Genomic DNA, 22,066 nt, shown 5'->3' on the forward strand with positions numbered 1-22,066 from the left:
ACTTTTCTTATAAAAATGCATTTCATATAAAAGGTGTAATTATTTTGGGGAAGGGGGATTGTTGTGCGTCATCATAGAAAGTGCAAAAAATTTGGAGTGGCACTGCCTCTTCCGCTTATAGGAGCAACGGGTCCGACAGGTAATAGTGGTCCAATCGGTCCAACTGGAGGGCATGAAGGTCCTGTTGGTCCTACAGGGGTGACTGGACCGACGGGAGCAACTGGGCCCCAAGGTCCTCAAGGTATCAGGGGAATACAAGGTCCCCAAGGGACAACAGGAGCACAAGGAATACAAGGGGCTATTGGTGATACAGGAGAGCAAGGTATAACTGGCCCGACTGGTCTCCAAGGTGCTCAAGGATTAATCGGTAACCAAGGTCTAATTGGTGATATTGGAGTACAAGGATTAGAAGGAATACAAGGAGCTACGGGTCCTGCCGGTAGTCAAGGTATACAAGGCATACAAGGAATACAAGGGGAAATAGGTGAGCGAGGACAAACAGGGGCACAAGGAATGCAGGGAGAGAGAGGCATAACTGGAGTCTCGGGTATAACTGGTCCACAAGGCCCTCAAGGTGTTCAAGGAATACAAGGAGAGCAAGGGGCTATTGGTATACAAGGGGAAGACGGCTTCCAAGGGATACAAGGAATTACTGGAGAAGAAGGCCCACAAGGAGCTCAAGGAATACAAGGTGAAGTGGGTCCAACTGGTTCTACTGGAATGCAAGGTGCCCAAGGTATAAGTGGAATAAAGGGGATAACAGGTGTAATAGGTTTACAAGGACCACAAGGTGTGCAAGGAATACAAGGTATAACGGGAGCAACAGGTTTTCAAGGGATAAAGGGAATAAGAGGTATAACAGGAGCGACGGGTAGTATTGGCACTCAAGGCTCAGAAGGACCACCGGGCGGTCCGACGGGAGTGACCGGTCCAATTGGCCCTTCTAGTGGGGTGACTGGACCAGCTGGCCCACCCGGTCCACCAGGAGGTCCAACAGGTCCAACGGGTGCGACCGGTTCAACAGGTGTAAGCGGAGGGATAGGACCAATTGGAGCGCAAGGAGTGCAAGGTATAACAGGTCCAACAGGTTCTCAAGGTGTAAGGGGAGCGCAAGGTTCCCAAGGTGTAGTTGGAGCAGTTGGAGTACAAGGAGCACAAGGTCCTCAAGGTAACCAAGGTATAACAGGTCCAACTGGTGCAGAAGGTTCTCAAGGAATACAAGGTCCGCTGGGAGTAACTGGTCCAACTGGTGCAGAAGGTCCTAAAGGTATTCAAGGTATACAAGGTGTGATAGGTCCAACAGGTGCACAAGGAATGGTGGGAATACAAGGGATAGCTGGTCCAGTTGGTGTTACAGGAGCGGAAGGAGCTCAAGGAACACAAGGAATCCGAGGAGCAACTGGTCCTGCTGGAGCACAAGGTATACAAGGAGTTCAAGGAATTCAAGGGGAAACAGGAGCAGCTGGAACACAAGGTCCTCAAGGTGTTCAAGGGATACAAGGGACTACCGGATTGACAGGTACACAAGGTGCCCAAGGTCCTCAAGGAGTGCAAGGAATAATAGGACCGACTGGAGCTATTGGTTTGCAAGGTCCTCAAGGATTACAAGGAATAACGGGTCCAACAGGAGCGCAAGGAGTGCAAGGAATACAAGGAGTGCAAGGAATTATCGGCCCAACAGGTGCACAAGGAATTAGAGGTCCCCAAGGAAATACAGGGGAAGTCGGTATAACAGGCTCACAAGGAGTCCAAGGAGCGCAAGGTAGTCAAGGCCCACAAGGCCCACAAGGAAATGTTGGAATTACAGGAGCAACGGGCGAAACTGGAGCCACAGGAGCAACTGGGGCAACTGGACTACAAGGTGTGCAAGGTGTTCAAGGGATTACGGGAATACAAGGAATAACGGGAACGACAGGCAATACAGGTGCAACGGGTCCGCAAGGAATACAAGGTATACAAGGGATTCAAGGGTTGCAAGGCCCAAGTGGAGCAAGTGGGGTGACAGGTGCTAGTGGTAGTATAGGCCCAGTTGGAGCACAAGGTAGTCAGGGCCCAAGTGGCGTGGTGGGACCGACAGGAGCAACTGGTAGTGCAGGTTCAATAGGTTTCTTGGGAATAGCGGGAGCGACAGGAGCGACTGGCTTACCTAGCGGGGGAGGTTATTTCTTTTCTACTTCAACGAGTATAATTGCAGCGAATGCGTTAATACCAATTAATTCTGGATCTACAGTTTTTGGTTCTGATGTCAGTTTAACAAATGCAACAACTGTAACGTTAAGTACGCCGGGAATTTATTTAGTAAGCTATTATTTTCAAGGCGATCCAACTGCCGGAAATGAAACAATTTCAGTGAGGCTTACTTTAAATGGAATACAAGTCGCAGGGAGTTTTATTTTTTATGTTACAGGAGGTACTTTTATATTAGAACCAGCAGTTTCGAATACGATGGTCATTGAAGTTACTTCTTCAAATGCAACTTTGTCTTTACAAAATGGTCCGTTAGCTATCGGGCATGTAACGACATTATCTGGTGTGATAACAGCTAGTTTAAATGTATTAAAAATAGTTTGATACGTTAGTTATAACGGGGGAGATGCTTGTGAAGAATCAAGATAAGTGTAGTAAGTTTCAAGCACCTATTCCTTTTCCACCGCCAGGTATTACGGGGCCCACTGGTCCAACCGGTCCAACTGGTGCTTTAGGTGGACCGACTGGACCGCAAGGAATACAAGGCGTACAAGGTCCAATCGGTCCAACCGGCCCACAAGGAATACAAGGAGTGCAAGGGGTGCAAGGAGAAAATGGTCCAACCGGCCCAACAGGAGTACAAGGAATACAAGGAGTGCAAGGGGTGCAAGGAGAAAATGGTCCAACCGGCCCAACAGGAGTACAAGGAATACAAGGAGTGCAAGGGGAAATTGGTCCGACTGGACCAACTGGAAATACTGGTATACAAGGTGTGCAAGGTAATTTAGGAGGTAGTGGTTTACAAGGTGTAACCGGAATACAAGGAATACAGGGTCCGATTGGTCCAACAGGGCCAACTGGTTCTCAAGGAATTCAAGGGGAGCAAGGACCAATGGGTCCACAAGGGGAAACTGGTGTTCAAGGTTTACAAGGTCCCCAGGGAGAGATGGGGCAGGTAGGTCCAACAGGAATACAAGGAATACAAGGAGTGCAAGGTGTAATCGGTCCGACTGGTCCAACCGGTTTACAAGGTGATCCAGGTCCAACTGGCCCAACAGGAGCCACTGGGATAACTGGTCCGACAGGTTCTGCAACTGGCCCGACTGGAGCAACCGGTCCAACTGGTCCACCAGGAGGTCCAACTGGTCCAACCGGTCCAGCAGGATCACCAGGGGGTCCAACTGGTCCGACTGGAGCAACAGGGGCAACAGGAGCGACCGGAGCAACAGGAGCGACTGGAATTCAAGGGGTACAAGGAATACAGGGACCGACCGGAGCAACTGGTGTAACAGGTTTGCAAGGAGTACAGGGACCAATGGGGGCAACGGGTCCAACGGGTGATCAAGGCATTCAAGGTCCACAAGGGATACAAGGAGTAACCGGTCCGACTGGTCCGCAAGGTCTACAAGGAATCCAGGGACCGGTAGGAGCAACCGGTCCGACTGGTCCACAAGGAGTGCAAGGGGCACAGGGGCCAATCGGTCCAACCGGCCCTCAAGGGATACAAGGCATACAAGGTGAGCAAGGAGTAAGGGGAGCGACAGGTCCAACTGGTTTGCAGGGGCTACAAGGAATCCAAGGTCCACTCGGTCCAACCGGTCCTCAAGGTTTACAAGGAGTGCAAGGGATAAGTGGTATAACAGGTCCAACTGGTCCTCAAGGAATCCAAGGAATTCAAGGTCCACAAGGAGATATAGGTCCAACGGGAGCGACTGGAATACAAGGAGTGCAAGGCCCAGAAGGTCCAACCGGTGCAACTGGTGCAACAGGCCCGCAAGGGATTCAGGGAATACAAGGGATACAAGGTCCAACCGGTCCACAGGGAATTCAAGGTCTGCAAGGAATTCAAGGTCCGATTGGTCCAACAGGCCCGACTGGACCTCAAGGCATACAAGGTATAACTGGCTCGACGGGTCCAACCGGTGCAACTGGTGCAACAGGTCCGACGGGAGTAACGGGCCCTCAAGGTCCTCAAGGAATCCAAGGTCCACAAGGAGTAACAGGCCCAACAGGAGCGACCGGCTCTACGGGAGTAACAGGTCCACAAGGAATCCAAGGAATCCAAGGTTCGCAAGGGATAACGGGTCCGACGGGAGCAACCGGAGTGACTGGAATAACAGGCCCACAAGGAATCCAAGGAATTCAAGGCCCACAAGGTGTGACGGGAGCAACCGGCGCAACAGGAGCGACAGGAGTGACTGGTGCAACTGGACCGACCGGAATACAAGGCATACAAGGAATAACAGGAGCGACAGGGGGAACAGGAGTAACAGGCCCAACAGGTGCCACGGGTCCAACAGGCTTAACTGGAGCAACAGGATCATCTGCTATATCGACAGGTGGCGGATATTTCTTTTCTACATCAACAAGCACAATTGCAGCAAGTGCCAACATCCCAATTAATTCTGGATCCACTGTATATGGAACTGGTGTATCTTTAACTAGTGCTACGACAGTCACAGTAACGACGCCAGGAATATATTTAGTAAGCTACTATTTTCAAGGGGATGCAAATGGTGGGAATGAGACAGTATCTGTTAGATTGCTATTAAATGGAACGCAACTAACAGGGAGTTTTATACAAAACGTAACGACATCAACTGTAGTAATCGAACCAGCCATTTCAAATACACTTCTTGTGAATGTGACGAGTGCCAATTCAACATTAATATTACAAAATGGCCCGTTAGGTGTAGGGCATGTGACTACTATAGCAGGTGCGATTACAGCAAGCTTAAATGTAGTGAGAATTTTATAAAGAATATAAAAAACACAAGGAATGTCTTTGTAAGACACACCTTGTGTTTTTTAATATTAAATAAACATTTTCTTTATCTTTTCGGTTGAAAAATATGCTGAAAGAAGTATTTGTGATGTAAGTTATCTACAACCTTATTTGCTTGATATGTGCGTTGTTTTTCAATTCGAAGTCTTTGCTCCATCATTTTAATTGCGTGATCAGATAAACGTAACATAATACATTCTCCTTTTCTATAAATATAGGTGACTATTTGATATCGATCCCATATTTATAATTAAGGAGGCAAAATGTGTAACATAGGCAAAAAGCACCTTCCTCTCCCATTACGCTTACGAGGTTAGCTGTCGGACTCGGGAAGTGAGAGTTTCCCTACTTAAAAAAGATTCGCCCCAAGTAGCATAGCTACAAAAATGGTTCCCCCGCTCCAAAATTTGGACTCAGCAAAAGGTTTTATAAAGTAAAAAATAACATAAAGGAGCGAACAAGTCAAATTATTTTGTGTATTCTGTCTTTTTTAATTGCGTAAGAATCATACCGTCAGGAAGTATTGTATCTGATACTGTAATGAATCCGTGTTTTTTATATAAAGTAATAGCAGGGGTATTCGCTTTACCTGTTTGTACAATGTATGTCATTGAAGAGGGAAACATGTTAAATATATAAATTAGGAGTTTCGTTGCGATTCCTTTTTGAAAAAAATCGGGCGATACAACTAACCTGTGGATATCGATTAGTTTTTCTTCTTGTACAAAAGAAATAAAACCGACAAGTTTATTTTCAGAAAAATATCCATAGAATGTTTCAACGCAATTTTGAATATCGTTTACAGTATCATATAAACGAGGTATGGCAGTACTATTTAAGTAGTCTGCTTCAACTTTATAAGCTGGAATTTGAACCTGTAAAATGGATGTTGCTACTTCAAAAGAAGTGGAATTTAACTTAAGAATCATAGATAATGAAGCCTCCTTTAAATATGGTATATGAATATAATTGCTTTATGGGTGAGTTTGACAATATTTTTCTTTTTTGCATATAATATATGTATCTCCATATGTAAAATAGTAGTAAATATATTTCTATAGTGAAATATGATTAGCAATGATAAATACATATGTTTGTATTAAATCATACAAACTATAATAGAAATGGAGGACTAAAAATGGGATGGATTATCACATTAATAGTTGGTGCTATTATAGGTGCAATTGCTAGTTCTATAACAGGTAAAAATTTCCCAGGTGGTATGTTCGGAAATATTATCGCAGGTTTATTAGGTGCTTCGTTAGGTGGTAGATTATTTGGATCCTTTGGGCCAACATTTGGTGGGATTCATGTAGTGCCAGCATTATTAGGTGCAATCGTGTTAATTTTTATTGTATCATTTGTAGTGAAAGCTGCAAAGAAATAGATATATAGATTATGATGAAGAGCCCTGAATAAGGGCTTTTCATCATTCGAAGAGGTGGTTTCATTGGAGAAAATAAATATAAGAAAAAGAGATAAGTTAAGAAAGTTTTTTAGAGAACAAAATTATTTGGCGGTATTACTTGGATTTGCGTTATTGTTCATTAATATTTTATTGCTAACAAAAATATCATTTGTTTTTACACCGTTTATCGTATTTTTAAAAACAATTTTCTTCCCAGTACTATTAGCAGGCGTACTATTCTATATTTTACATCCATTCGTTTCGCTTTTAGAAAAGAAAGGTGTTTCAAGAATCGTATCGATAGCTTCTATATATTTAATCGTACTAGGATTATTTGTATTTTTAGTTGTAACGGTTATCCCTATTATTAAAGATCAAATTGATGCATTAATTGATAACTTACCGTATTTTGGCCATGAGATTGAACAAGCAGCACGTAGATTCGGGGAAAGTAATTTACTCGGTAAAATTCAGGAGAATTTAAATATTAATGTTGCGAATATGGTAAAAGACTATACAGTTGATTTTACAAAGTCATTATCATCAGTAACTGGGAATGTAACTGGATTTTTGAGTACTATTACAGAGGTTGTTTTAACATTTGTAATGGTTCCATTTATATTGTTCTATCTTTTAAAAGATGGCGAACAATTGCCGAATCACTTCTTAAAGTTCATTTCAGAGCAAAGACAACCAGCAGCAATGAGAATACTAGATGATATGCATTATGCGATTAGCTCGTATATTAGAGGTCAAATTATCGTCAGCTTATTTATCGGTATTATGCTATTAATTGGTTATCTTATTATTGGTATTAAATATGCGGTATTACTTGCGATTTTAGCGATGATTGTAAATATCGTTCCGTACGTAGGACCAATTATCGCGATTACACCAGCGTTAATTATCGCATTCATCGACTCGCCAGCAATGGTGTTAAAAGTAATTATCGTTATGATGGTTGTACAATTAGCAGAAGGTAAATTTATTTCTCCGCAAGTTATGGGGAAAAAGTTAGATATTCACCCGATTACTATCATTTTTATCATTTTAACTGCCGGAAACTTATTCGGGATTATGGGCATTATTTTAGCCATTCCAGGATATGCGATATTAAAAGTGTTAGTTACGCACGGTTATAGATTTGTTAAGTTGAATACGTGAAAAAAAGCGCTAAAACAAGTAGGGAACGTAGTTTTAGTCGCTTTTTTATTTAACAATTCATTTGCATATTGGCGCGCCCATTGATCCGCTTACAATACGAGGTTGAAACGTTTTGATTTGTTGCTCAAGAAGATCGATATTATAATTTGCGGTTAAACCGACGATTTTGAAATGTTCAGGATGAGCTGAAACGACATCTAATGCAGATGTGCCGATGGATCCTGTGGAACCTAAAATGGATATATATTTTACCATGAAAAAACCTCCAAAGTTGTTTCGAATATTTCTGCAAACCTATATAACATTAGACAATTGAATTGAAAATTCCTGCTATATAAAATAGAAAATTCGGGTTTGTTTGGAAGTGAAATGTGATAAACTGTAAAAAATAACGAAAAAGCAATGAAAGAGAAGAGTACATATTCGAAACTTTTCAGAGAGCTGATATGTGGTGGAAATCAGTAAGGGATGAATATGGAATGGACTCTGGAGCTTCTAACTGAAATGAGTAGGTAAAGACGGTTACTTCACGTTATTGAAGTATGAAGTGAGCTAATGATAGCTAATTAAGGTGGTACCGCGGGAGTCTCTCGTCCTTTTTTAAGGATGAGGGGCTCTTTTTATTTTGCGAAAGGAGGAGTTAGTGTGAGTGGAAAAATAATGTTAACAGGAATTAAGCCGACAGGTTATCCGCATTTAGGGAATTATATTGGTGCGATTAAACCTGCATTACAAATGTCAAAGAATAATGAAGGAAAAGCATTGTACTTTATAGCTGATTATCATGCATTAAATGCTGTGCATGATTCAGAAAAGTTCAGCAGTTATACGAAAGAGGTAGCAGCTACTTGGTTATCGCTTGGACTTGGGGAAGATGTTGTTTTTTATCGGCAAACAGAAGTACCGGAAATTCTAGAATTAGCTTGGATTTTAGCTTGCCTAACTCCGAAAGGTCTTATGAACCGTGCTCATGCGTATAAAGCGAAGGTGGAGCAAAATAAAGAAGCAGGGTTAGAGGTCGATGCGGGAGTGAACATGGGGTTATATACGTACCCGATCTTAATGGCAGCCGACATATTACTATTTCAAGCTACACATGTACCTGTCGGAAAAGACCAAATTCAACATATTGAAATCGCGCGTGATATTGCGACGTATTTTAATCATACATTTGGCACGACATTTACACTACCGGAGTATGTCATACAAGAAGAAGGAGCTATTTTACCTGGTCTTGATGGTAGGAAAATGAGTAAAAGTTACGGAAATGTAATCCCATTATTTGCAGAGCAAGAAAAACTTCGAAAGTTAATATTTAAAATCAAAACAGACTCTTCACTTCCAAATGAACCGAAAGAATTAGAAACATTATTTATGATATATAAAGAGTTTGCGACAGAAGACGAAGTACAGTCATTACGTGAAAAATATGAGACTGGAATCGGATGGGGCGATGTGAAAAAAGAGTTGTTTCGCGTTGTAGATCGTGAGTTAGCTGGACCTCGTGAAAAGTACGCAATGTATATGAATGAGCCGGATTTATTATATGAAGCATTAGAAAACGGTGCTGAGAAGGCACGCGCTATTGCGAAGGTAAATTTAGCAGAAATTAAAAAACGGATTGGATTTGAGAGGGAACGTTAAGCGTTCCCTTATTTTTTTAGATAATCTGTAATAATCTTCTCGATAACAGGAGGAAGATTATTAGGTAATTCATTAAGTGAAAAGAAGCGTAGTTCTTTCGATTCCGTATGGTCGCATACAAGCTCACCGTGGAATTCGCGGCAAATATAAACAACGAGTACACCGTGTACTTGATCGCCGTTTGGATAGATTTGAAAGTAATCTGGTCCAGAGTATGTACGGAATAGTTCTGGATTTTTAATAATAAGTCCAGTTTCTTCAAACACTTCTCGTTTTAAAGCATCTTCTAACGTTTCGTTATATTCTAGGGCACCACCAATAATGCTCCAGCGGTTAAAATCTGTACGGAGCTGCAGCAATACTTCATCTTTTTCATTTAATATAATGGCGTGTGATCCTATTAGAATAAGTGGATGATTTCCTACTAGATTTCTCATATCTTCAATATAACCCATGTCATTGCTCCTTGTATTTAATAATAGTTAGGAATTTCTTTTAACATTCTTTCTGTTTTACGTGCTGTAAAGGCTAAGTTATGGTCGTCTTTCGTTCTGAAAAATAATGTGCGTAAAAAGGTTTTAATGTTGGCACATAAAATACAATACTCATTAAGCGAAAGGCGTTTTCTAATTTGAGGAAGCCTTTTTATTTTTTTATGAATAATAGAAATTAACTCGTTTTGAGGAAAATCATGATACAGCATTGCTAGTAATGGAGTAACAATGCGTTCATCTTCGTTATTATGAAAAAGGTCAGATGGAATAAAGATTTTATTTAATAAACAATGAATTAATTCTTCGTACCATTCAAAAGTTGTATACGTATTATGAACAATTTCAGTAAAGGCATCAGATACGTGAGCAAGACAATGAGCCCATCCTTTATTTTCGATATAGCCCCGAAAATCCGTTTCTAAGTTTGTGTATGTAATGAGTTTATTTTTTATTTCTTCGATATCCTCCTCTGTACAAAAGTAGTGCGAATTAGCGAATTGGAGTATTAACGCAATTAACGAAACAGTGTAAGAACGTGTGAAAACCCCATCTGTATGTGGGGAGTAAATGTCACAATATAAATACTCATCACTTAAACAAGTTTGCAGAAGTAATTTCAGCTGATCGTCCATAAGGAATTCATGATGAATGAAATGTGCAAAACATTTATATATAAGTTGGTAACGAACGTAGCTATCAGTCGTTCCGATATACTGAAGCATGTTCAAAGTTAACTCATTTACGTCTATATGCTGTAGTTGCGTATAGTCATTTTGTTGTATAAGCTCTAACTGTTGTTGCAATGCTGTAATATCCACTGGAGAACCTCCTCCGCACTTTAAAGATGCGATCTTTTCTAGTATTCTATATATTCAAGGACAATCCTGCTCATGCAAGGAGAACGATTAGAAATTCGAGTATGATATAGATGAGGGAAGAATATGACGACGATAGAACAGTTAGAAAAACATTTTAAAATAAGAAGAAGTGCTTCTTCTATTATGATAAAAGAAAATAATGCAGAGATTTTTACAGAAGAGCAATTAGAGGAAATGATGCAATATTGCGTTGCTGAAGCTAAAAAAGATGGATTAGAAAAACTACATTTTGAAATCTCTTCAAAAAGTCCAAATTATGATGTGTATAAAAAATGTTTTGAAACGTATTCATTTGAATATGTTACGGAAAACATGATTGTATTTAAAGATATATATGAAGTAGAAGATGTAGAAAGTGAAATGGATTTTAAGCTTATTGAAGAAGTTGGAGAAGAGGCTTTTTATTCACTGTGGAATGAAGCGACGGGAGAACTAGTCGCTCATGATCAATTTGTGCATATGATGCTACAAGAAATTGGTGAGCAGTGGAAAGAACATTGCTTAACAGCGAGTGTAGGTGAAGAGCCGATAGGGATTGTAATTCCGCATATTGAAAGAGGTACGTTAGAAGAAGGGAAACTTATGTACTTCGCAGTTACTCCAAATATGCGTAATAAGGGATATGAAGCTGCATTATTTGCAGGTGCGATGTTTGTCTTAAAGGAAATAGGTGCATCTTATTATATTGGTGAGACAAATATACAAAATGAATGGATGAAGGATGTTTTTGAAAAGAATGGATGTCAGCTGTTTAGTTCAACTGAGAGATATGTGAGAAAGTTTTAGGAGGATGAATGATGTATACTCTCGAACTCGTATAGCGGGAGGGGACTATATATGTTAAAGCAATCCATGCATTCATTCGTGTTATTGTATCCAAATGTATTGTTAGAAGGCTGGAATGTTGAAAAAGTTTCAGAACGTTATGAAGGTGAAAAGTGGGGAAGTTTTTGGTTTCAGGTTGTTACTCCAACTGGGATGTTTCGAGTAAAGGAATTTTTTCTCGATATAATGGAACCAGTATTTCCGGATAGCTGTATTTCTCAAGCAAAAGGAGATTGTTTTCAATATAAAGGGCTTGTGTATTGGAAAGGTATAAATTATAAAGGAAAAGAAAGTTACGTTACATCTATATGGAAAACACAAGTTGAAATTTCTGTTGATCATGGATATGTAAACCAAGACGAAATGGAACGATTTCTATTTGAATTACAACCAGTAAATATGGAGCTTGGGAAAACGATATTACATACATCATTTCACTTATTAAGCTTTCAAGCGAAGAGAAGTGAAATGGGTGAGATAGGAAGATGTAGAGAGTGGAATGCTCCAGATGACGTATCCTATGTAAATTTGTTAATTCATGAAAAACTAAATTGGAAACTTGAATCGGTCGGTTTCGGAAATGACGAAACGCAGTATGTATACTGGGACGAAGTTAATAAACTATATGCACTTTGGGTTTGTAGACATAAAAACAAAGCGTATTATCCTATTTCTTCATGGACAATGAACTATGGCCCAAAACAAATTATAAACGGGTTAGAGTTTTATCCGCACCCTAATCGCGGAACAGTTGTATACGAAGATTTAGGTAATGAACAAATCGCATACGTATTTCGCGGTAATCCATGTACAAATTTTGAAGAAGTAAAAGAACTTTTTGCCTGTTTGTAAGATAAAAAGAAAAATGAGAACGACAAAGTGGATATTTGTATAATACAATAGAGTGAGATTCGATTATATGAGAAAGCGTTGGTGAAAGAATGGGGCAGCAAAGAAATTGGTTACAAGCAACTATAGAAAGAAATAAAGATAATACGTTACAAATAAAGTGGGAAAATAATATAGAAGAAGTTCGTATTTATTGGAGTACTTCACCAGATCATATTGAAGAAAATGGAGAATTACTTGCAACTGTAAATGGAGAATTATCATATACAATTGAAAACCAGAGTGAAAATGAACGTCCATATTTTAGACTAGTAGGAAGTAATGGACAAGCAGTGACAGTAGCTGAGCGTAGATTGCCATTACAAGGTGCGTTTAACTTCCGTGATATGGGTGGATATGAAACGACAGATGGACGTAAAGTGAAATGGGGCAAATTATACCGTTCTGAAGAATTAGCAGGACTAACAGAGTGGGATATCGACTATTTACAAAAGTCTGGTTTAAAGTTAATTTGTGACTATCGTACAGACTTTGAGGTAAAGCATAAGCCAAATCCTGAGATTACAGGTGCTCGTCAAGTGTGCTTACCAGTTATGCAAGACTTAGCGAAAGACTTAAATATAAATGAGTTTTTTCAAGTTGGTGACCTTTCTATGTTAGGAAAACCAGGTGAGTATCTTGTGAAAATGAATCAAGATTTCGTAAGTGGTAACGAGGCATTCGTGAGCTTCTTAAACTTAGCGCAAAACCCGGAAAACTTACCGTTAGTAAACCACTGTACAGCTGGAAAAGATCGTACTGGATTTGGTTCAGCATTATTACTACTTTTACTAGGTGTACCAGAAAAAACAGTAATGGAAGACTACTTACTAAGTAACGGATTCCGTGAAAAGCTAAATGAAAAAATGATGGCCTTTTTAGGTGCGAAATTACAAAACGATGAGAGCAGAGCGATATTAGGTGCAATGTTTGAAGCACGTGCTGAATACTTGCAAGCTGCGATTGGTGAAATTCAAAAGCAATACGGATCAGTTGAAGCATACGCTGAAGAATCTCTCGGCTTTACGAAAGAGTCGTTAGAGGAAATGAAAGTGTTATTGCTGGAAGATAAGTAAGAAGAAGGAGGCTGGTTTTAATTAGCCTCCTTTTCTTATTGTTGATATAATTAAGCTATGAGAATATAGGAATTGAGGAGAACATCATGAAATACAAATTTATATTATTCGACGTAGACGATACATTATTAGATTTCCCTGAAACGGAAAGACACGCATTACATAATGCGTTTGTACAGTTTGGTATGCCTACAGGGTATAATGATTATCTTGCAAGTTATAAAGAGATTAGTAATGGATTATGGAGAGATTTAGAAAATAAAATGATTACGCTAAGTGAATTAGCGGTAGATCGATTTAGACAATTATTTGCCCTTCATAATATAAAAGTAGATGCGCAGCAATTTAGCGATGTATATCTTGAAAACTTAGGGAAAGAAGTACATCTTATAGAAGGTGCAGTGCAATTATGTGAGGATCTACAAGATTGCAAGTTAGGTATTATTACGAATGGATATACGAAGGTGCAACAATCGAGAATTGGAAATTCGCCTGTATGTAATTTCTTTGATCATATTATTATTTCAGAAGAGGTTGGTCATCAAAAACCAGCACGTGAGATTTTTGATTATGCGTTTGAAAAGTTTGGGATTACAGATAAATCAAGTGTATTAATGGTTGGAGATTCGCTTTCTTCTGATATGAGAGGCGGAGAAGATTACGGCATTGATACGTGTTGGTATAATCCGAGTTTGAAAGAAAATAGGACAGATGTTAAGCCGACTTATGAAGTGGAGAGTCTGCTACAAATTTTAGAAATTGTAGAAGTGACTAAAGAAAAAGTAGCTTCATTTTAAGTGTATTGATATATGTTCAGTTACAGTCAATATAGGAAAGAGCTGTGTAACAACTAGAGGTGAATAAAGGATGTTAACGTTTTTATTTGAGTTAGACAAGAATCTCCCGCAGAAGGATGAGCCATGGTATGATGCTTATTCAAAGGGCTTTATCGAAGGAGATGTAACGATTTGCGCGAGTGACAGTGTATTTTTTCAAAAATCATGTATGAAGGTTGCAGAGCTGGGGATTTATTTAGGTCAGTGGATGGAACAAGTTCAACATGGGCAGAACGTGCCTATGAAATATGAAACGGCTGACCGTGAAGAGGTAATTCTTGGTTTCTTCTACGAAGAGGATTATAATCAATGGAATGTTTTTTCCAGCTGGCAAGAATTTGAACTTCAAGAGCGTATAGCTACTACAACATTAATAGAGAGCGTTCAACGCTATTTATATGAGTTAAATAAGGAACTGCGCATGATAGAATATCCTGTGACGTTTGATCAGTACTTAAGAGGAGAGCGAATGATGCAACTCTCTTACAAACGACCGTGTGATAGCAAGGCAGATACGACGCCGATAGAGGTTTATAATGGAAGTGAGCAAGTAGGTGTAGTAAGGGGCTATTATAAAAATACGCTGATGAGAGTGCTGGATTTTATTCCGAAAATTGGTAGTAATATTATTTATGAAATAAAGGATAGTAAGGACAATATTCGCGTCATTGCAAAGGATGTAAGTAGGCAGCGCCAAAGAAGGATTTTAGTAACGTACAAAGATAATCATGATGCAGAGCATGAAATACTTGTATGTGACGGAAAGTTATTGGATGCAAATTTCTTATTTACCTTTACATATAAGGCAGAAGAATATGTTGTTCATAAAACTTCATTTGGAATGGGAAAGTTATTACGAAAGGGCTATGTAATTGCAGATTGGAATATTCGTCTTGAGGAAGATATGTATTACATTGAGATGAATGTATATGATGAAGATTACATGCAGGATCAATACTTACTATTAGGCGTATTTCATGCGGTTTTATATGGATAATCAATGAGAAATACCGTCATTCTTCTTGGAAAGAATGACGGTATTTTTTATTTATCCTCAAAAATAAAAATCTCATCAATCGTACTATGTAGTGCCTTCGCTATATCGTGAGCAAGTTGTAAGGAAGGATTGTATTTAACTTTTTCGAGATGACTAATTGTTTCACGTCGCACACCAACGCTCTTTGCTAAATCTTCTTGTGTCATGTTCAACTTGGCGCGGTATTCTTTTATTTTCGTTACGAACGCCATGGTGCATCTTCCGTTTCATCAACAGGTTTATCGTAAAAGAACATAGAGAAGCCGAACGTAAGAATGAGTGTGCTGAAAATAAGAGCGATATCAATCTCTTGTAGTACCGGGTTTGGAAATAACATTTCAATAAACAGAATGATAGCGGTAGTTAGTAATGTAACGATAAAGGCATTGCGGCACGATTTATTGACGATTTGTTCAAATAGTTCATCGTGTTGAACCGTTCTATACGATGTGAAAAAGGAGAAGAAACACAACATAGTAAACAGTCCTTTTTCATAAAAAAAGCCGAGGAAACCGAAGAAACCGAGAAACCCTAAATATTTTATCCAAGTTGTTTTCACGATAGATTCTCCTTTCAATGTTAGAAATAATTCACGTTATGTTATAAATATATCACATGTAAAAATGTATAGTAATAATAGTTTTCCAATTCTTTTCATAATAATAGTAAAAAGAGGAAATATACTGCGAAATAAAGAGGATAATATTGTAAAATGGTTGTAAGGAGGGGGAGGAAGGTATGTTAACTTGGATCATGATCGTTGTATTACTTGTAGTGATTACTGTCATTGCGACGGTGTTAATTGGGCGGAATGGTGATGCAAATTATAGCAAAGCGACAAAGGGGAATATTAAACGCTTAACAATGATTTATATTATACTAGCTGTCGTTTTAGTTGTTGGATTAGGGGTGTATATTTATTTTAAAGGTTAAATAAACTGAAAAATGTAAAAATATTAAAATAGAAGTATGCTATAATATCAATATAGTTATTTGGTAATTAAGGAAAGGATTGGATGGAATGATTGAGATTACGAATGTGTCAAAAAGTTATAATGGGTCTACCTATGCAGTAAAAGACTTAAGTTTATCTGTACCTAGCGGAGAAATTTTTGGATTTTTAGGGCCGAATGGTGCGGGTAAATCAACGACAATTAAGATGATTACTGGCATTCATGGGGTGGACAAAGGGACAATTACGATTAACGGTATAGATATTATGAAAAATCCGATGGAAGCGAAAAAGACGTTTGGTTATGTGCCAGATAGCCCAGATATGTTTTTACGATTAAAAGGAATTGAATATTTAAACTTTATGGCAGATATGTATGAAGTGCCGAAAGACGTACGACAAGAGCGAATTGAGTCTTTAGCGAAGAAATTTGATCTTTACAATGCGTTATCGGATCAAATTCAAAGTTATTCGCACGGTATGAGACAAAAAATCGTTATTATTGGTGTGCTCGTGCATGAGCCAGATATATGGATTTTAGATGAACCGTTAACGGGGCTTGATCCGAAATCCGCATATATTTTAAAAGAAATGATGAGAGAACATGCGGATAAAGGAAAGATTGTATTTTTCTCGACACACGTATTAGAAGTAGCAGAAAAAATATGTGACCGCGTTGCAATTATTAATAAGGGGAATCTTCAGTTTAAAGGGAATTTAGATGAAATGAGAGATCATTTTAAATCCAATGAATCACTTGAAAAAATGTTCTTGGAGATGACGGGCAATGAGTAAAATTTGGACGTTAACGAAAGTATTATTAAAATTAAATTATGCAGATTTTATAACAGATAAGAAGAAGCGATGGGCGTATGTATTTTCATTTGCAGCCATTTTATTTGTCGGCTTTTTACTATTTGGTTCTATCACGCACGCAATGTATGAGGGAATGATACATTTAGGGCAAGATCCAGGAATGATTATCGCAATGGGACTTGCGATTGCGAGTATATGGGTATTTTTAATGAGTATAACGAACATTTTAACTGTATTTTACTATAGTAATGACATTGAAATGTTACTACCATTACCATTAAAACCAGCCCAGATTATTTCGGCAAAATTTTTAACAGTATTAATAACACAATACGTAATGAGTTCATTCATTTTATTACCAATCTTTATTACGTACGGATTAAAAAGTGGCGCATTTATTACATATTACATATACATGATTTTTATTTACTTACTCTTCCCGATTGTGCCGTTAGTACTAGCTTCGTTACTGATGACAGTTATTATGAGGTATACAAATATAGCAAAAAATAAAGACCGAGGAAATATATTTATTGGAATTGTAAGTATACTATTTATTGTAGGAATTAATGTATTTTTACAGTGGAAAAATAAAAGTTCGTTTTCTGAAGATGCAATTGCGGATTACCTTGCGAACAACCAATCTTCTCTTTTAGTACAAATGACAAACTATTTTCCAACTACATATTTCGGAGCAGTGGCATTAGTAGAAAATGCAAATTGGAAGGGACCTTTATATGTAATAATCTTTGCAGTTATTTCATTTGTCTTCTTTGTGTTGTTTTATTACATAGCAGAGCGTACATATTTAAAAGGGGTTATTGGACTTTCAACGAGTACAGCAAAGAAACAAGTTATTTCGGCGGAAGGTTTACAGAAATCAACAGTACAAAGTTCGCATTTAAAAGCGTATGTGAAAAAGGAATTTAAAACGTTATTCCGTACACCACAATTTTTCTTAAATTGTATTGTACAAACTTTCGTTATGCCGATTATGTTGTTCTTTATTTTATTTGTGCAAGATGGGAATTTAAAGTTTATTACAGAGTATATTAACAATCCAGAGACAACGGGATTTGCAATTGGTGTTGGCCTTTGTGCATCGTTATTTTTAATGGGTAGTAACGTCATTGCAACAACGTCATTTTCGCGAGATGGAAGCTCTTGGTTTGTGAATCGTTATTTACCAGTAAAGGCTTCGGATATCTTTTTTGCGAAAGCAATCACTGCTTGGTTAATTAATGTGATCATTTTAGCAGTATTCGGTATTACGATGGCAGTTGTAGCTGGGATTTCTCCAGTCTTTATGATACTGTGGTTTTTACTAAGTGCGAACGGGTTGTTATTAATTAATTTAATCGGAACACGCTGGGACGCACAAACTGCAGATATTCATTGGGATACAGAGCAGAAATTATTTAAAAGTCGATATACCACTTTGTGGAATTTTTTGGCTAATATTTTAATAGCTTTAATTATTGTGGGGGGAGTAAGTGTATTATACTTCTTCCTTCATGTCGGACTATGGGTTATGTTTATCGTTTTATTTGTAATGTTTACGATTGTAAATTATATCTTTATTAAAATGTTAAAATTAGGTGCTGAACGTATACTGTCAAATATTCAATAAGAAGATAGATCCTCTGTATTCATGCAGGGGATCTGTGTATAGATGGAGGAGAAAAAGGTGAAGAAAATAGCAATTGTAACAGGGGCAACTCGTCTGAATGGAATTGGTGCAGCTGTATGCAAGGTGCTTGCTCAAAAGGGGATAGACATTTTTTTCACGTACTGGCCAAAGTATGATAAAGCGATGCCATGGGGAATGAGTGATCAAGAACCCTTTTTGCTGAAAAAGGAAATTGAAAGTTACGATGTTCGATGTGAAATGGCAGAAATCAATTTATCGCAGTCTTATTCGCCAAATCGTTTGTTTTATATGGTATCAGAACGGTTAGGTGATCCATCTATTCTAGTTAATAATGCAGTATATTCTACTCATACGAGGATTGAGGAATTAGATGTAGAGCAGTTGGATAAACATTATACAGTTAATGTTCGGGCTACTATGCTATTAAGTTCATTGTTTATAAAACATTATTCACTTAAAACGGGCGGGAGTATTATTAATCTTACTTCAGGACAGTCAGTAGGCCCAATGCCAGATGAACTAGCATATGCAGCAACGAAAGGGGCAATCGAAGCATTTACAAAGTCAGTAGCACCAGTTGCAATGGAGAAGGGGATTACAGTGAATGCTGTAGATCCAGGACCGACGAATACAGGATGGATTACAGAGGAGCTGAAGCATCATTTAGTATGGAAATTCCCGCAAGGTAAAGTAGGAGAACCGGTGGATGCTGCGCGCTTAATTTCTTTTTTAGTAAGTGAAGAAGCGAAATGGGTTACTGGGCAAGTCATTCACTCGAATGGTGGTTATTCATAAAAATATTATGTTAACAAATGTTGAGAAACAAAAAACGAAAGAAAATTTTATTTTTTTGTATAAATAAAATGTCAAGAAAGATAAAAATTTGATAGAAGAGTATATTGTCATATGAAGATAGTAATTCTTAATGTGACAATATACTCTTTTTCTTTTACTTGCGAGCAGAAAAATGAAGTAGAAGAAACTCGAATATTAAAATGAGTTTATCAGTTTTTGTACGTATTATTATGAAGATTACTGTCGGAAAGATGATAATTCGTATGAAAAGGGATTTTTTAAGGGGGAATCGAATCGTAAAGGGGAGGATAAATTATGTAAAACATAGGGGGATTTATATGAAAATGAAAAAGGTCGCTATCGCATCGATTACAATTGGTACAATGCTTACTATGGCAGCTTGTAGTCCTTCAGTAGATAAAGAAACGGAAAAGAAAGAGCAAGTAACTGCGCAAAATGATGGAGAAGCAAAAACGACAAGTGCAGATGAAGCGTCAAAAACAACGAAAGATACTGAAAAAGAAACAAATACTTCTTCAAATGAAAAAACAGATAAGGATGCAAAAAATACGAAAGAATCATCAGGAACAGAAAGTAACGGCAAAACGTCAACTCAAAACGAAAATGTAAAAACAAAAGAAAAAGAAACGACAGGAAAAACGAATGATCAAACGACTAGCGGGAAAACAGCAGATCAAAGCACAAGTACAAGCACAAACAATAACGGAAAGACAACGAAAGATCCGAAGAAAAGTGTTGCTGTGAAAACGAACGTTAAAGAAGTTGTAGCATTAATTGATAGCTTGGACAAGCAGTTAGCTGCTAATCCGAAATTGGAAACAGTGAATAAGCTTGGCAAACAAATTAATGAAAAGTGGGATGTGATTGAAAAAGAGCTAGAGGCATCACATCCGACGGATTCTAAAACAATCGGTCAAAGTATGTATCCGTTAATTGTAGGAGCGGAGAAAGAAAAAATCGATATTAATAAAATGAAATCTTTAACGACGAAAACGAAAAAAGATTTAAATCAGTTATTGACGAAACTTTCGTAGTTTCAAAAGCCTACTCGTGTGAGTAGGCCTTTTTTGGTTGTTATACTGTGCATAGTATAACTTATTTATTTTCATTTTCATTTTCAATTACGATGCGAAAAGAACTGAATGCTTGTTGACTGACATAATCTTCTTCGCTAACTTTAAAAGGAAATGGAAAAGCGACGAGTTGAAAATTACTTTCCTGATCCACTGAAGGCAATATGAAATTAAAGATTTGCCTCGTTTCAGGTGCAACTTTAGTATAAACGACTTTTCTATTGTTAAATATTTCAACTTGTTTCCAATCTTTAAAAGCCACGATTGCGTAAGTCATTTCATCATTCGTTTCATTACCGTTTGATAGGGTTAATTGCTTGCCTTCCTTTTCAAAGAAGACAGTTTGTAAGTTCTCTTCACGGTTCGTAACAAATAATGGCTCGTAAAGACCATCTTTTAAAATTGCATCTGGATTTATAAGGGAGAATTTTATTTTTTTGTTTTCTTTCTGAAGAGGATGTATTGAATATCGCATACTTAGAATATCTTCTAAAATAGCTGCTTTATTTAAGTTATTATCTTTTAATTTGTATTCAGGTTTTTTAATTATTAAAAAGGTTAATTCACTTGCATTAGGAGAAGTGTGTAAAGAGATTTTCGTAGTCATTGAGCTGTTTGGTTTCATATCAAAAAAATAGTGTGATATTTCATTAGTAGTATCTTCTATTTTAAAAGGTTTTTGTTCGTAATCTTCTAGAACAATTAATCCATATTTTCGGTTTTCGTTAATAGTATGTACGAATGATAATGATACATTAATTTTATTATCCTCACTAGTAATTGTGCTACCGTTGTTAATATGTTGGCCTTGATTATCCTTCAATCCGTAAGAAATAGTATTGGTTTGTTGCTCTCTCTTATTTTCTTTAGAAGGTGGATGAGGTTGTATGATTGAAGTATTGAACAAAATATAAATTGTAAGTAATGAAATAAGTAAAACACCGATAATAATATATATTTGTTTCATAAATAGCACCTCATATATGTAAAGTATTAGAGAAAAAAGATATGCAAGATGCATATCTTTTTTCTCTTTCTTACCAGAAGGCTTTTGTTTCGTGATTCACATCATTATAACCACTTAATTTATAGGTATGATTACCGATAGCGTAATCATCTCCATAATAAACGCTTGTGTTGGTCGCCGTAGCACTGACAAAGGATGATTTTTTTGCACTATTACTTTTCGTATTTACTAATGAGCCATCGCCATTGAAAGTTCTTGCTTTTGCATAAACATAGTCTTCGGTCGTAGTTGATTTCGATTTAGCAACTGCATATGGGTTACCAAAAAAGGGAGTATATACGCTAATGTTAGAGTCATTCTTAGGTGCAGCTGCAACAGTCAAACTAGGAACACTAGATGTTTTTGTTGATTGAATTGTATCAAAGTCAACTAAAACGGGCTGCCTGTCTACAGTATCGACCTCTGAAGCACTTGCGTTATTAGTAAAACCAAAACCTAAAACCGCTAACCCTAAAGTTGTCACCGATAAAGATTTTTTCATATTCACTAATTTTCCCACCTTTTTAAATT

Annotated in this window: 23 protein-coding genes, 1 pseudogene, 1 riboswitch and 1 other annotated feature; of the genes and pseudogenes, 15 read left to right on the forward strand and 9 right to left on the reverse strand. The window is 37.7% G+C overall.

The annotated features are described in order from the left end of the window. The first annotated feature begins 63 nt into the window (after positions 1–63). Complete coding sequence (locus HMPREF1014_RS08090) at positions 64–2,571, forward strand: collagen-like protein (RefSeq protein ID WP_001215796.1); 2,508 nt, start codon at positions 64–66, stop codon at positions 2,569–2,571. Positions 2,572–2,593: 22 nt separating this feature from the next. Next, entirely contained in the window at positions 2,594–4,945 is a 2,352-nt protein-coding gene (locus tag HMPREF1014_RS08095; protein ID WP_043306323.1) for a BC_3345 family exosporium-associated protein, read from the forward strand. Positions 4,946–5,018: 73 nt separating this feature from the next. Here HMPREF1014_RS08095 and HMPREF1014_RS31510 read toward each other — a convergent pair whose 3' ends face one another. After that, positions 5,019–5,162, reverse strand: coding sequence for a hypothetical protein (locus tag HMPREF1014_RS31510; RefSeq protein ID WP_000945243.1), 144 nt, complete (start codon positions 5,160–5,162; stop codon positions 5,019–5,021). 96 nt (positions 5,163–5,258) lie between these two features. After that, positions 5,259–5,401, reverse strand: a riboswitch (cyclic di-AMP (ydaO/yuaA leader). A 38-nt stretch (positions 5,402–5,439) separates the two neighbouring features. Beyond that, entirely contained in the window at positions 5,440–5,901 is a 462-nt protein-coding gene (locus HMPREF1014_RS08105) for a GNAT family N-acetyltransferase (protein WP_000601229.1), read from the reverse strand. Positions 5,902–6,110: 209 nt separating this feature from the next. Here HMPREF1014_RS08105 and HMPREF1014_RS08110 point away from each other — a divergent pair, with 209 nt between their 5' ends. Both HMPREF1014_RS08110 and HMPREF1014_RS08115 read left to right on the forward strand, forming a co-directional pair. Beyond that, positions 6,111–6,359: a GlsB/YeaQ/YmgE family stress response membrane protein gene (locus tag HMPREF1014_RS08110; protein ID WP_000539736.1), complete on the forward strand. Its 249-nt coding sequence runs from the start codon at positions 6,111–6,113 to the stop codon at positions 6,357–6,359. Between the two features lie 63 nt (positions 6,360–6,422). After that, positions 6,423–7,544, forward strand: coding sequence for an AI-2E family transporter (locus tag HMPREF1014_RS08115; protein WP_000411480.1), 1,122 nt, complete (start codon positions 6,423–6,425; stop codon positions 7,542–7,544). 87 nt (positions 7,545–7,631) lie between these two features. On the opposite strand, the pseudogene HMPREF1014_RS08120 reads toward HMPREF1014_RS08115, so the two are convergent. Next, positions 7,632–7,799: pseudogene (locus tag HMPREF1014_RS08120) on the reverse strand (1-deoxy-D-xylulose-5-phosphate reductoisomerase); the annotation flags it as partial. Positions 7,800–7,937: 138 nt separating this feature from the next. Then, positions 7,938–8,145, forward strand: a binding site (T-box leader). A gap of 44 nt (positions 8,146–8,189) precedes the next feature. Here HMPREF1014_RS08120 and HMPREF1014_RS08125 point away from each other — a divergent pair. Next, on the forward strand, positions 8,190–9,188 hold the full coding sequence (locus HMPREF1014_RS08125; protein WP_000014567.1) for a tryptophan--tRNA ligase: 999 nt from the start codon (positions 8,190–8,192) through the stop codon (positions 9,186–9,188). Between the two features lie 8 nt (positions 9,189–9,196). Here HMPREF1014_RS08125 and HMPREF1014_RS08130 read toward each other — a convergent pair whose 3' ends face one another. Both HMPREF1014_RS08130 and HMPREF1014_RS08135 read right to left on the reverse strand, forming a co-directional pair. Continuing rightward, positions 9,197–9,643, reverse strand: a complete 447-nt coding sequence (locus tag HMPREF1014_RS08130) for an NUDIX hydrolase (protein ID WP_000540467.1) — start codon at positions 9,641–9,643, stop codon at positions 9,197–9,199. 17 nt (positions 9,644–9,660) lie between these two features. Then, positions 9,661–10,500, reverse strand: coding sequence for a DUF2785 domain-containing protein (locus HMPREF1014_RS08135; RefSeq protein ID WP_000355452.1), 840 nt, complete (start codon positions 10,498–10,500; stop codon positions 9,661–9,663). 123 nt (positions 10,501–10,623) lie between these two features. On the opposite strand from HMPREF1014_RS08135, the gene HMPREF1014_RS08140 reads away from it, so the two are divergent. From HMPREF1014_RS08140 to HMPREF1014_RS08160, 5 genes are all read left to right on the forward strand, one after another. Next, a complete protein-coding gene (locus tag HMPREF1014_RS08140; RefSeq protein WP_000207403.1) occupies positions 10,624–11,346 on the forward strand; it encodes a GNAT family N-acetyltransferase in 723 nt (240 codons plus the stop codon). A 51-nt stretch (positions 11,347–11,397) separates the two neighbouring features. Continuing rightward, positions 11,398–12,237: a hypothetical protein gene (locus tag HMPREF1014_RS08145; protein WP_009326691.1), complete on the forward strand. Its 840-nt coding sequence runs from the start codon at positions 11,398–11,400 to the stop codon at positions 12,235–12,237. An 89-nt stretch (positions 12,238–12,326) separates the two neighbouring features. After that, the gene (locus HMPREF1014_RS08150) at positions 12,327–13,349 is read left to right on the forward strand and encodes a tyrosine-protein phosphatase (protein ID WP_000531488.1); all 1,023 of its coding nucleotides are present in this window, start codon (positions 12,327–12,329) and stop codon (positions 13,347–13,349) included. Positions 13,350–13,435: 86 nt separating this feature from the next. Beyond that, on the forward strand, positions 13,436–14,146 hold the full coding sequence (locus HMPREF1014_RS08155; RefSeq protein ID WP_000875417.1) for a YjjG family noncanonical pyrimidine nucleotidase: 711 nt from the start codon (positions 13,436–13,438) through the stop codon (positions 14,144–14,146). A gap of 70 nt (positions 14,147–14,216) precedes the next feature. Further along, a complete protein-coding gene (locus HMPREF1014_RS08160; RefSeq protein WP_000955113.1) occupies positions 14,217–15,182 on the forward strand; it encodes a tubby C-terminal domain-like protein in 966 nt (321 codons plus the stop codon). Positions 15,183–15,229: 47 nt separating this feature from the next. Here HMPREF1014_RS08160 and HMPREF1014_RS08165 read toward each other — a convergent pair whose 3' ends face one another. Further along, complete coding sequence (locus HMPREF1014_RS08165; protein WP_000896306.1) at positions 15,230–15,433, reverse strand: helix-turn-helix transcriptional regulator; 204 nt, start codon at positions 15,431–15,433, stop codon at positions 15,230–15,232. Continuing rightward, on the reverse strand, positions 15,421–15,780 hold the full coding sequence (locus HMPREF1014_RS08170; protein WP_000859233.1) for a DUF3796 domain-containing protein: 360 nt from the start codon (positions 15,778–15,780) through the stop codon (positions 15,421–15,423). Before HMPREF1014_RS08170 ends, HMPREF1014_RS08165 begins: the two co-directional genes overlap by 13 nt. 179 nt (positions 15,781–15,959) lie before the next feature. On the opposite strand from HMPREF1014_RS08170, the gene HMPREF1014_RS08175 reads away from it, so the two are divergent. The 5 genes from HMPREF1014_RS08175 to HMPREF1014_RS08195 all read left to right on the forward strand — a co-directional run bounded on the left by HMPREF1014_RS08175 (position 15,960) and on the right by HMPREF1014_RS08195 (position 20,490). Next, the gene (locus HMPREF1014_RS08175; RefSeq protein WP_000958863.1) at positions 15,960–16,154 is read left to right on the forward strand and encodes a hypothetical protein; all 195 of its coding nucleotides are present in this window, start codon (positions 15,960–15,962) and stop codon (positions 16,152–16,154) included. Positions 16,155–16,242: 88 nt separating this feature from the next. Then, positions 16,243–16,968 (forward strand): ABC transporter ATP-binding protein, encoded by a 726-nt coding sequence (locus HMPREF1014_RS08180; protein ID WP_000570193.1) that lies wholly within the window; start codon positions 16,243–16,245, stop codon positions 16,966–16,968. Beyond that, positions 16,961–18,619: a putative ABC transporter permease subunit gene (locus HMPREF1014_RS08185; protein WP_000036884.1), complete on the forward strand. Its 1,659-nt coding sequence runs from the start codon at positions 16,961–16,963 to the stop codon at positions 18,617–18,619. The genes HMPREF1014_RS08180 and HMPREF1014_RS08185 overlap by 8 nt, the downstream gene beginning before the upstream one ends. 57 nt (positions 18,620–18,676) lie before the next feature. Next, positions 18,677–19,435, forward strand: coding sequence for an SDR family oxidoreductase (locus HMPREF1014_RS08190; RefSeq protein ID WP_000716965.1), 759 nt, complete (start codon positions 18,677–18,679; stop codon positions 19,433–19,435). A gap of 338 nt (positions 19,436–19,773) precedes the next feature. After that, complete coding sequence (locus HMPREF1014_RS08195; protein ID WP_000782566.1) at positions 19,774–20,490, forward strand: hypothetical protein; 717 nt, start codon at positions 19,774–19,776, stop codon at positions 20,488–20,490. Between the two features lie 61 nt (positions 20,491–20,551). Here HMPREF1014_RS08195 and HMPREF1014_RS08200 read toward each other — a convergent pair whose 3' ends face one another. Then, positions 20,552–21,496 (reverse strand): hypothetical protein, encoded by a 945-nt coding sequence (locus HMPREF1014_RS08200; protein ID WP_000810148.1) that lies wholly within the window; start codon positions 21,494–21,496, stop codon positions 20,552–20,554. Positions 21,497–21,566: 70 nt separating this feature from the next. Next, positions 21,567–22,043 (reverse strand): hypothetical protein, encoded by a 477-nt coding sequence (locus HMPREF1014_RS08205; RefSeq protein WP_001056361.1) that lies wholly within the window; start codon positions 22,041–22,043, stop codon positions 21,567–21,569. Positions 22,044–22,066 lie beyond the last annotated feature (23 nt).

The sequence above is a fragment of the Bacillus sp. 7_6_55CFAA_CT2 genome (assembly GCF_000238655.1).
In the GTDB taxonomy this organism is placed as follows: domain Bacteria; phylum Bacillota; class Bacilli; order Bacillales; family Bacillaceae_G; genus Bacillus_A; species Bacillus_A cereus.

Excerpts from the sequence above, each read along its gene's own strand:
- HMPREF1014_RS08095 (WP_043306323.1), top strand. The coding sequence starts at position 2,594 with ATGCTTGTGAAGAATCAAGATAAGTGTAGTAAGTTTCAAGCACCTATT.
- HMPREF1014_RS31510 (WP_000945243.1), bottom strand. The coding sequence starts at position 5,162 with ATGTTACGTTTATCTGATCACGCAATTAAAATGATGGAGCAAAGACTT.
- HMPREF1014_RS08105 (WP_000601229.1), bottom strand. The coding sequence starts at position 5,901 with ATGATTCTTAAGTTAAATTCCACTTCTTTTGAAGTAGCAACATCCATT.
- HMPREF1014_RS08110 (WP_000539736.1), top strand. The coding sequence starts at position 6,111 with ATGGGATGGATTATCACATTAATAGTTGGTGCTATTATAGGTGCAATT.
- HMPREF1014_RS08130 (WP_000540467.1), bottom strand. The coding sequence starts at position 9,643 with ATGGGTTATATTGAAGATATGAGAAATCTAGTAGGAAATCATCCACTT.
- HMPREF1014_RS08140 (WP_000207403.1), top strand. The coding sequence starts at position 10,624 with ATGACGACGATAGAACAGTTAGAAAAACATTTTAAAATAAGAAGAAGT.
- HMPREF1014_RS08145 (WP_009326691.1), top strand. The coding sequence starts at position 11,398 with ATGTTAAAGCAATCCATGCATTCATTCGTGTTATTGTATCCAAATGTA.
- HMPREF1014_RS08150 (WP_000531488.1), top strand. The coding sequence starts at position 12,327 with ATGGGGCAGCAAAGAAATTGGTTACAAGCAACTATAGAAAGAAATAAA.
- HMPREF1014_RS08155 (WP_000875417.1), top strand. The coding sequence starts at position 13,436 with ATGAAATACAAATTTATATTATTCGACGTAGACGATACATTATTAGAT.
- HMPREF1014_RS08160 (WP_000955113.1), top strand. The coding sequence starts at position 14,217 with ATGTTAACGTTTTTATTTGAGTTAGACAAGAATCTCCCGCAGAAGGAT.
- HMPREF1014_RS08165 (WP_000896306.1), bottom strand. The coding sequence starts at position 15,433 with ATGGCGTTCGTAACGAAAATAAAAGAATACCGCGCCAAGTTGAACATG.
- HMPREF1014_RS08175 (WP_000958863.1), top strand. The coding sequence starts at position 15,960 with ATGTTAACTTGGATCATGATCGTTGTATTACTTGTAGTGATTACTGTC.
- HMPREF1014_RS08180 (WP_000570193.1), top strand. The coding sequence starts at position 16,243 with ATGATTGAGATTACGAATGTGTCAAAAAGTTATAATGGGTCTACCTAT.
- HMPREF1014_RS08185 (WP_000036884.1), top strand. The coding sequence starts at position 16,961 with ATGAGTAAAATTTGGACGTTAACGAAAGTATTATTAAAATTAAATTAT.
- HMPREF1014_RS08195 (WP_000782566.1), top strand. The coding sequence starts at position 19,774 with ATGAAAATGAAAAAGGTCGCTATCGCATCGATTACAATTGGTACAATG.
- HMPREF1014_RS08200 (WP_000810148.1), bottom strand. The coding sequence starts at position 21,496 with ATGAAACAAATATATATTATTATCGGTGTTTTACTTATTTCATTACTT.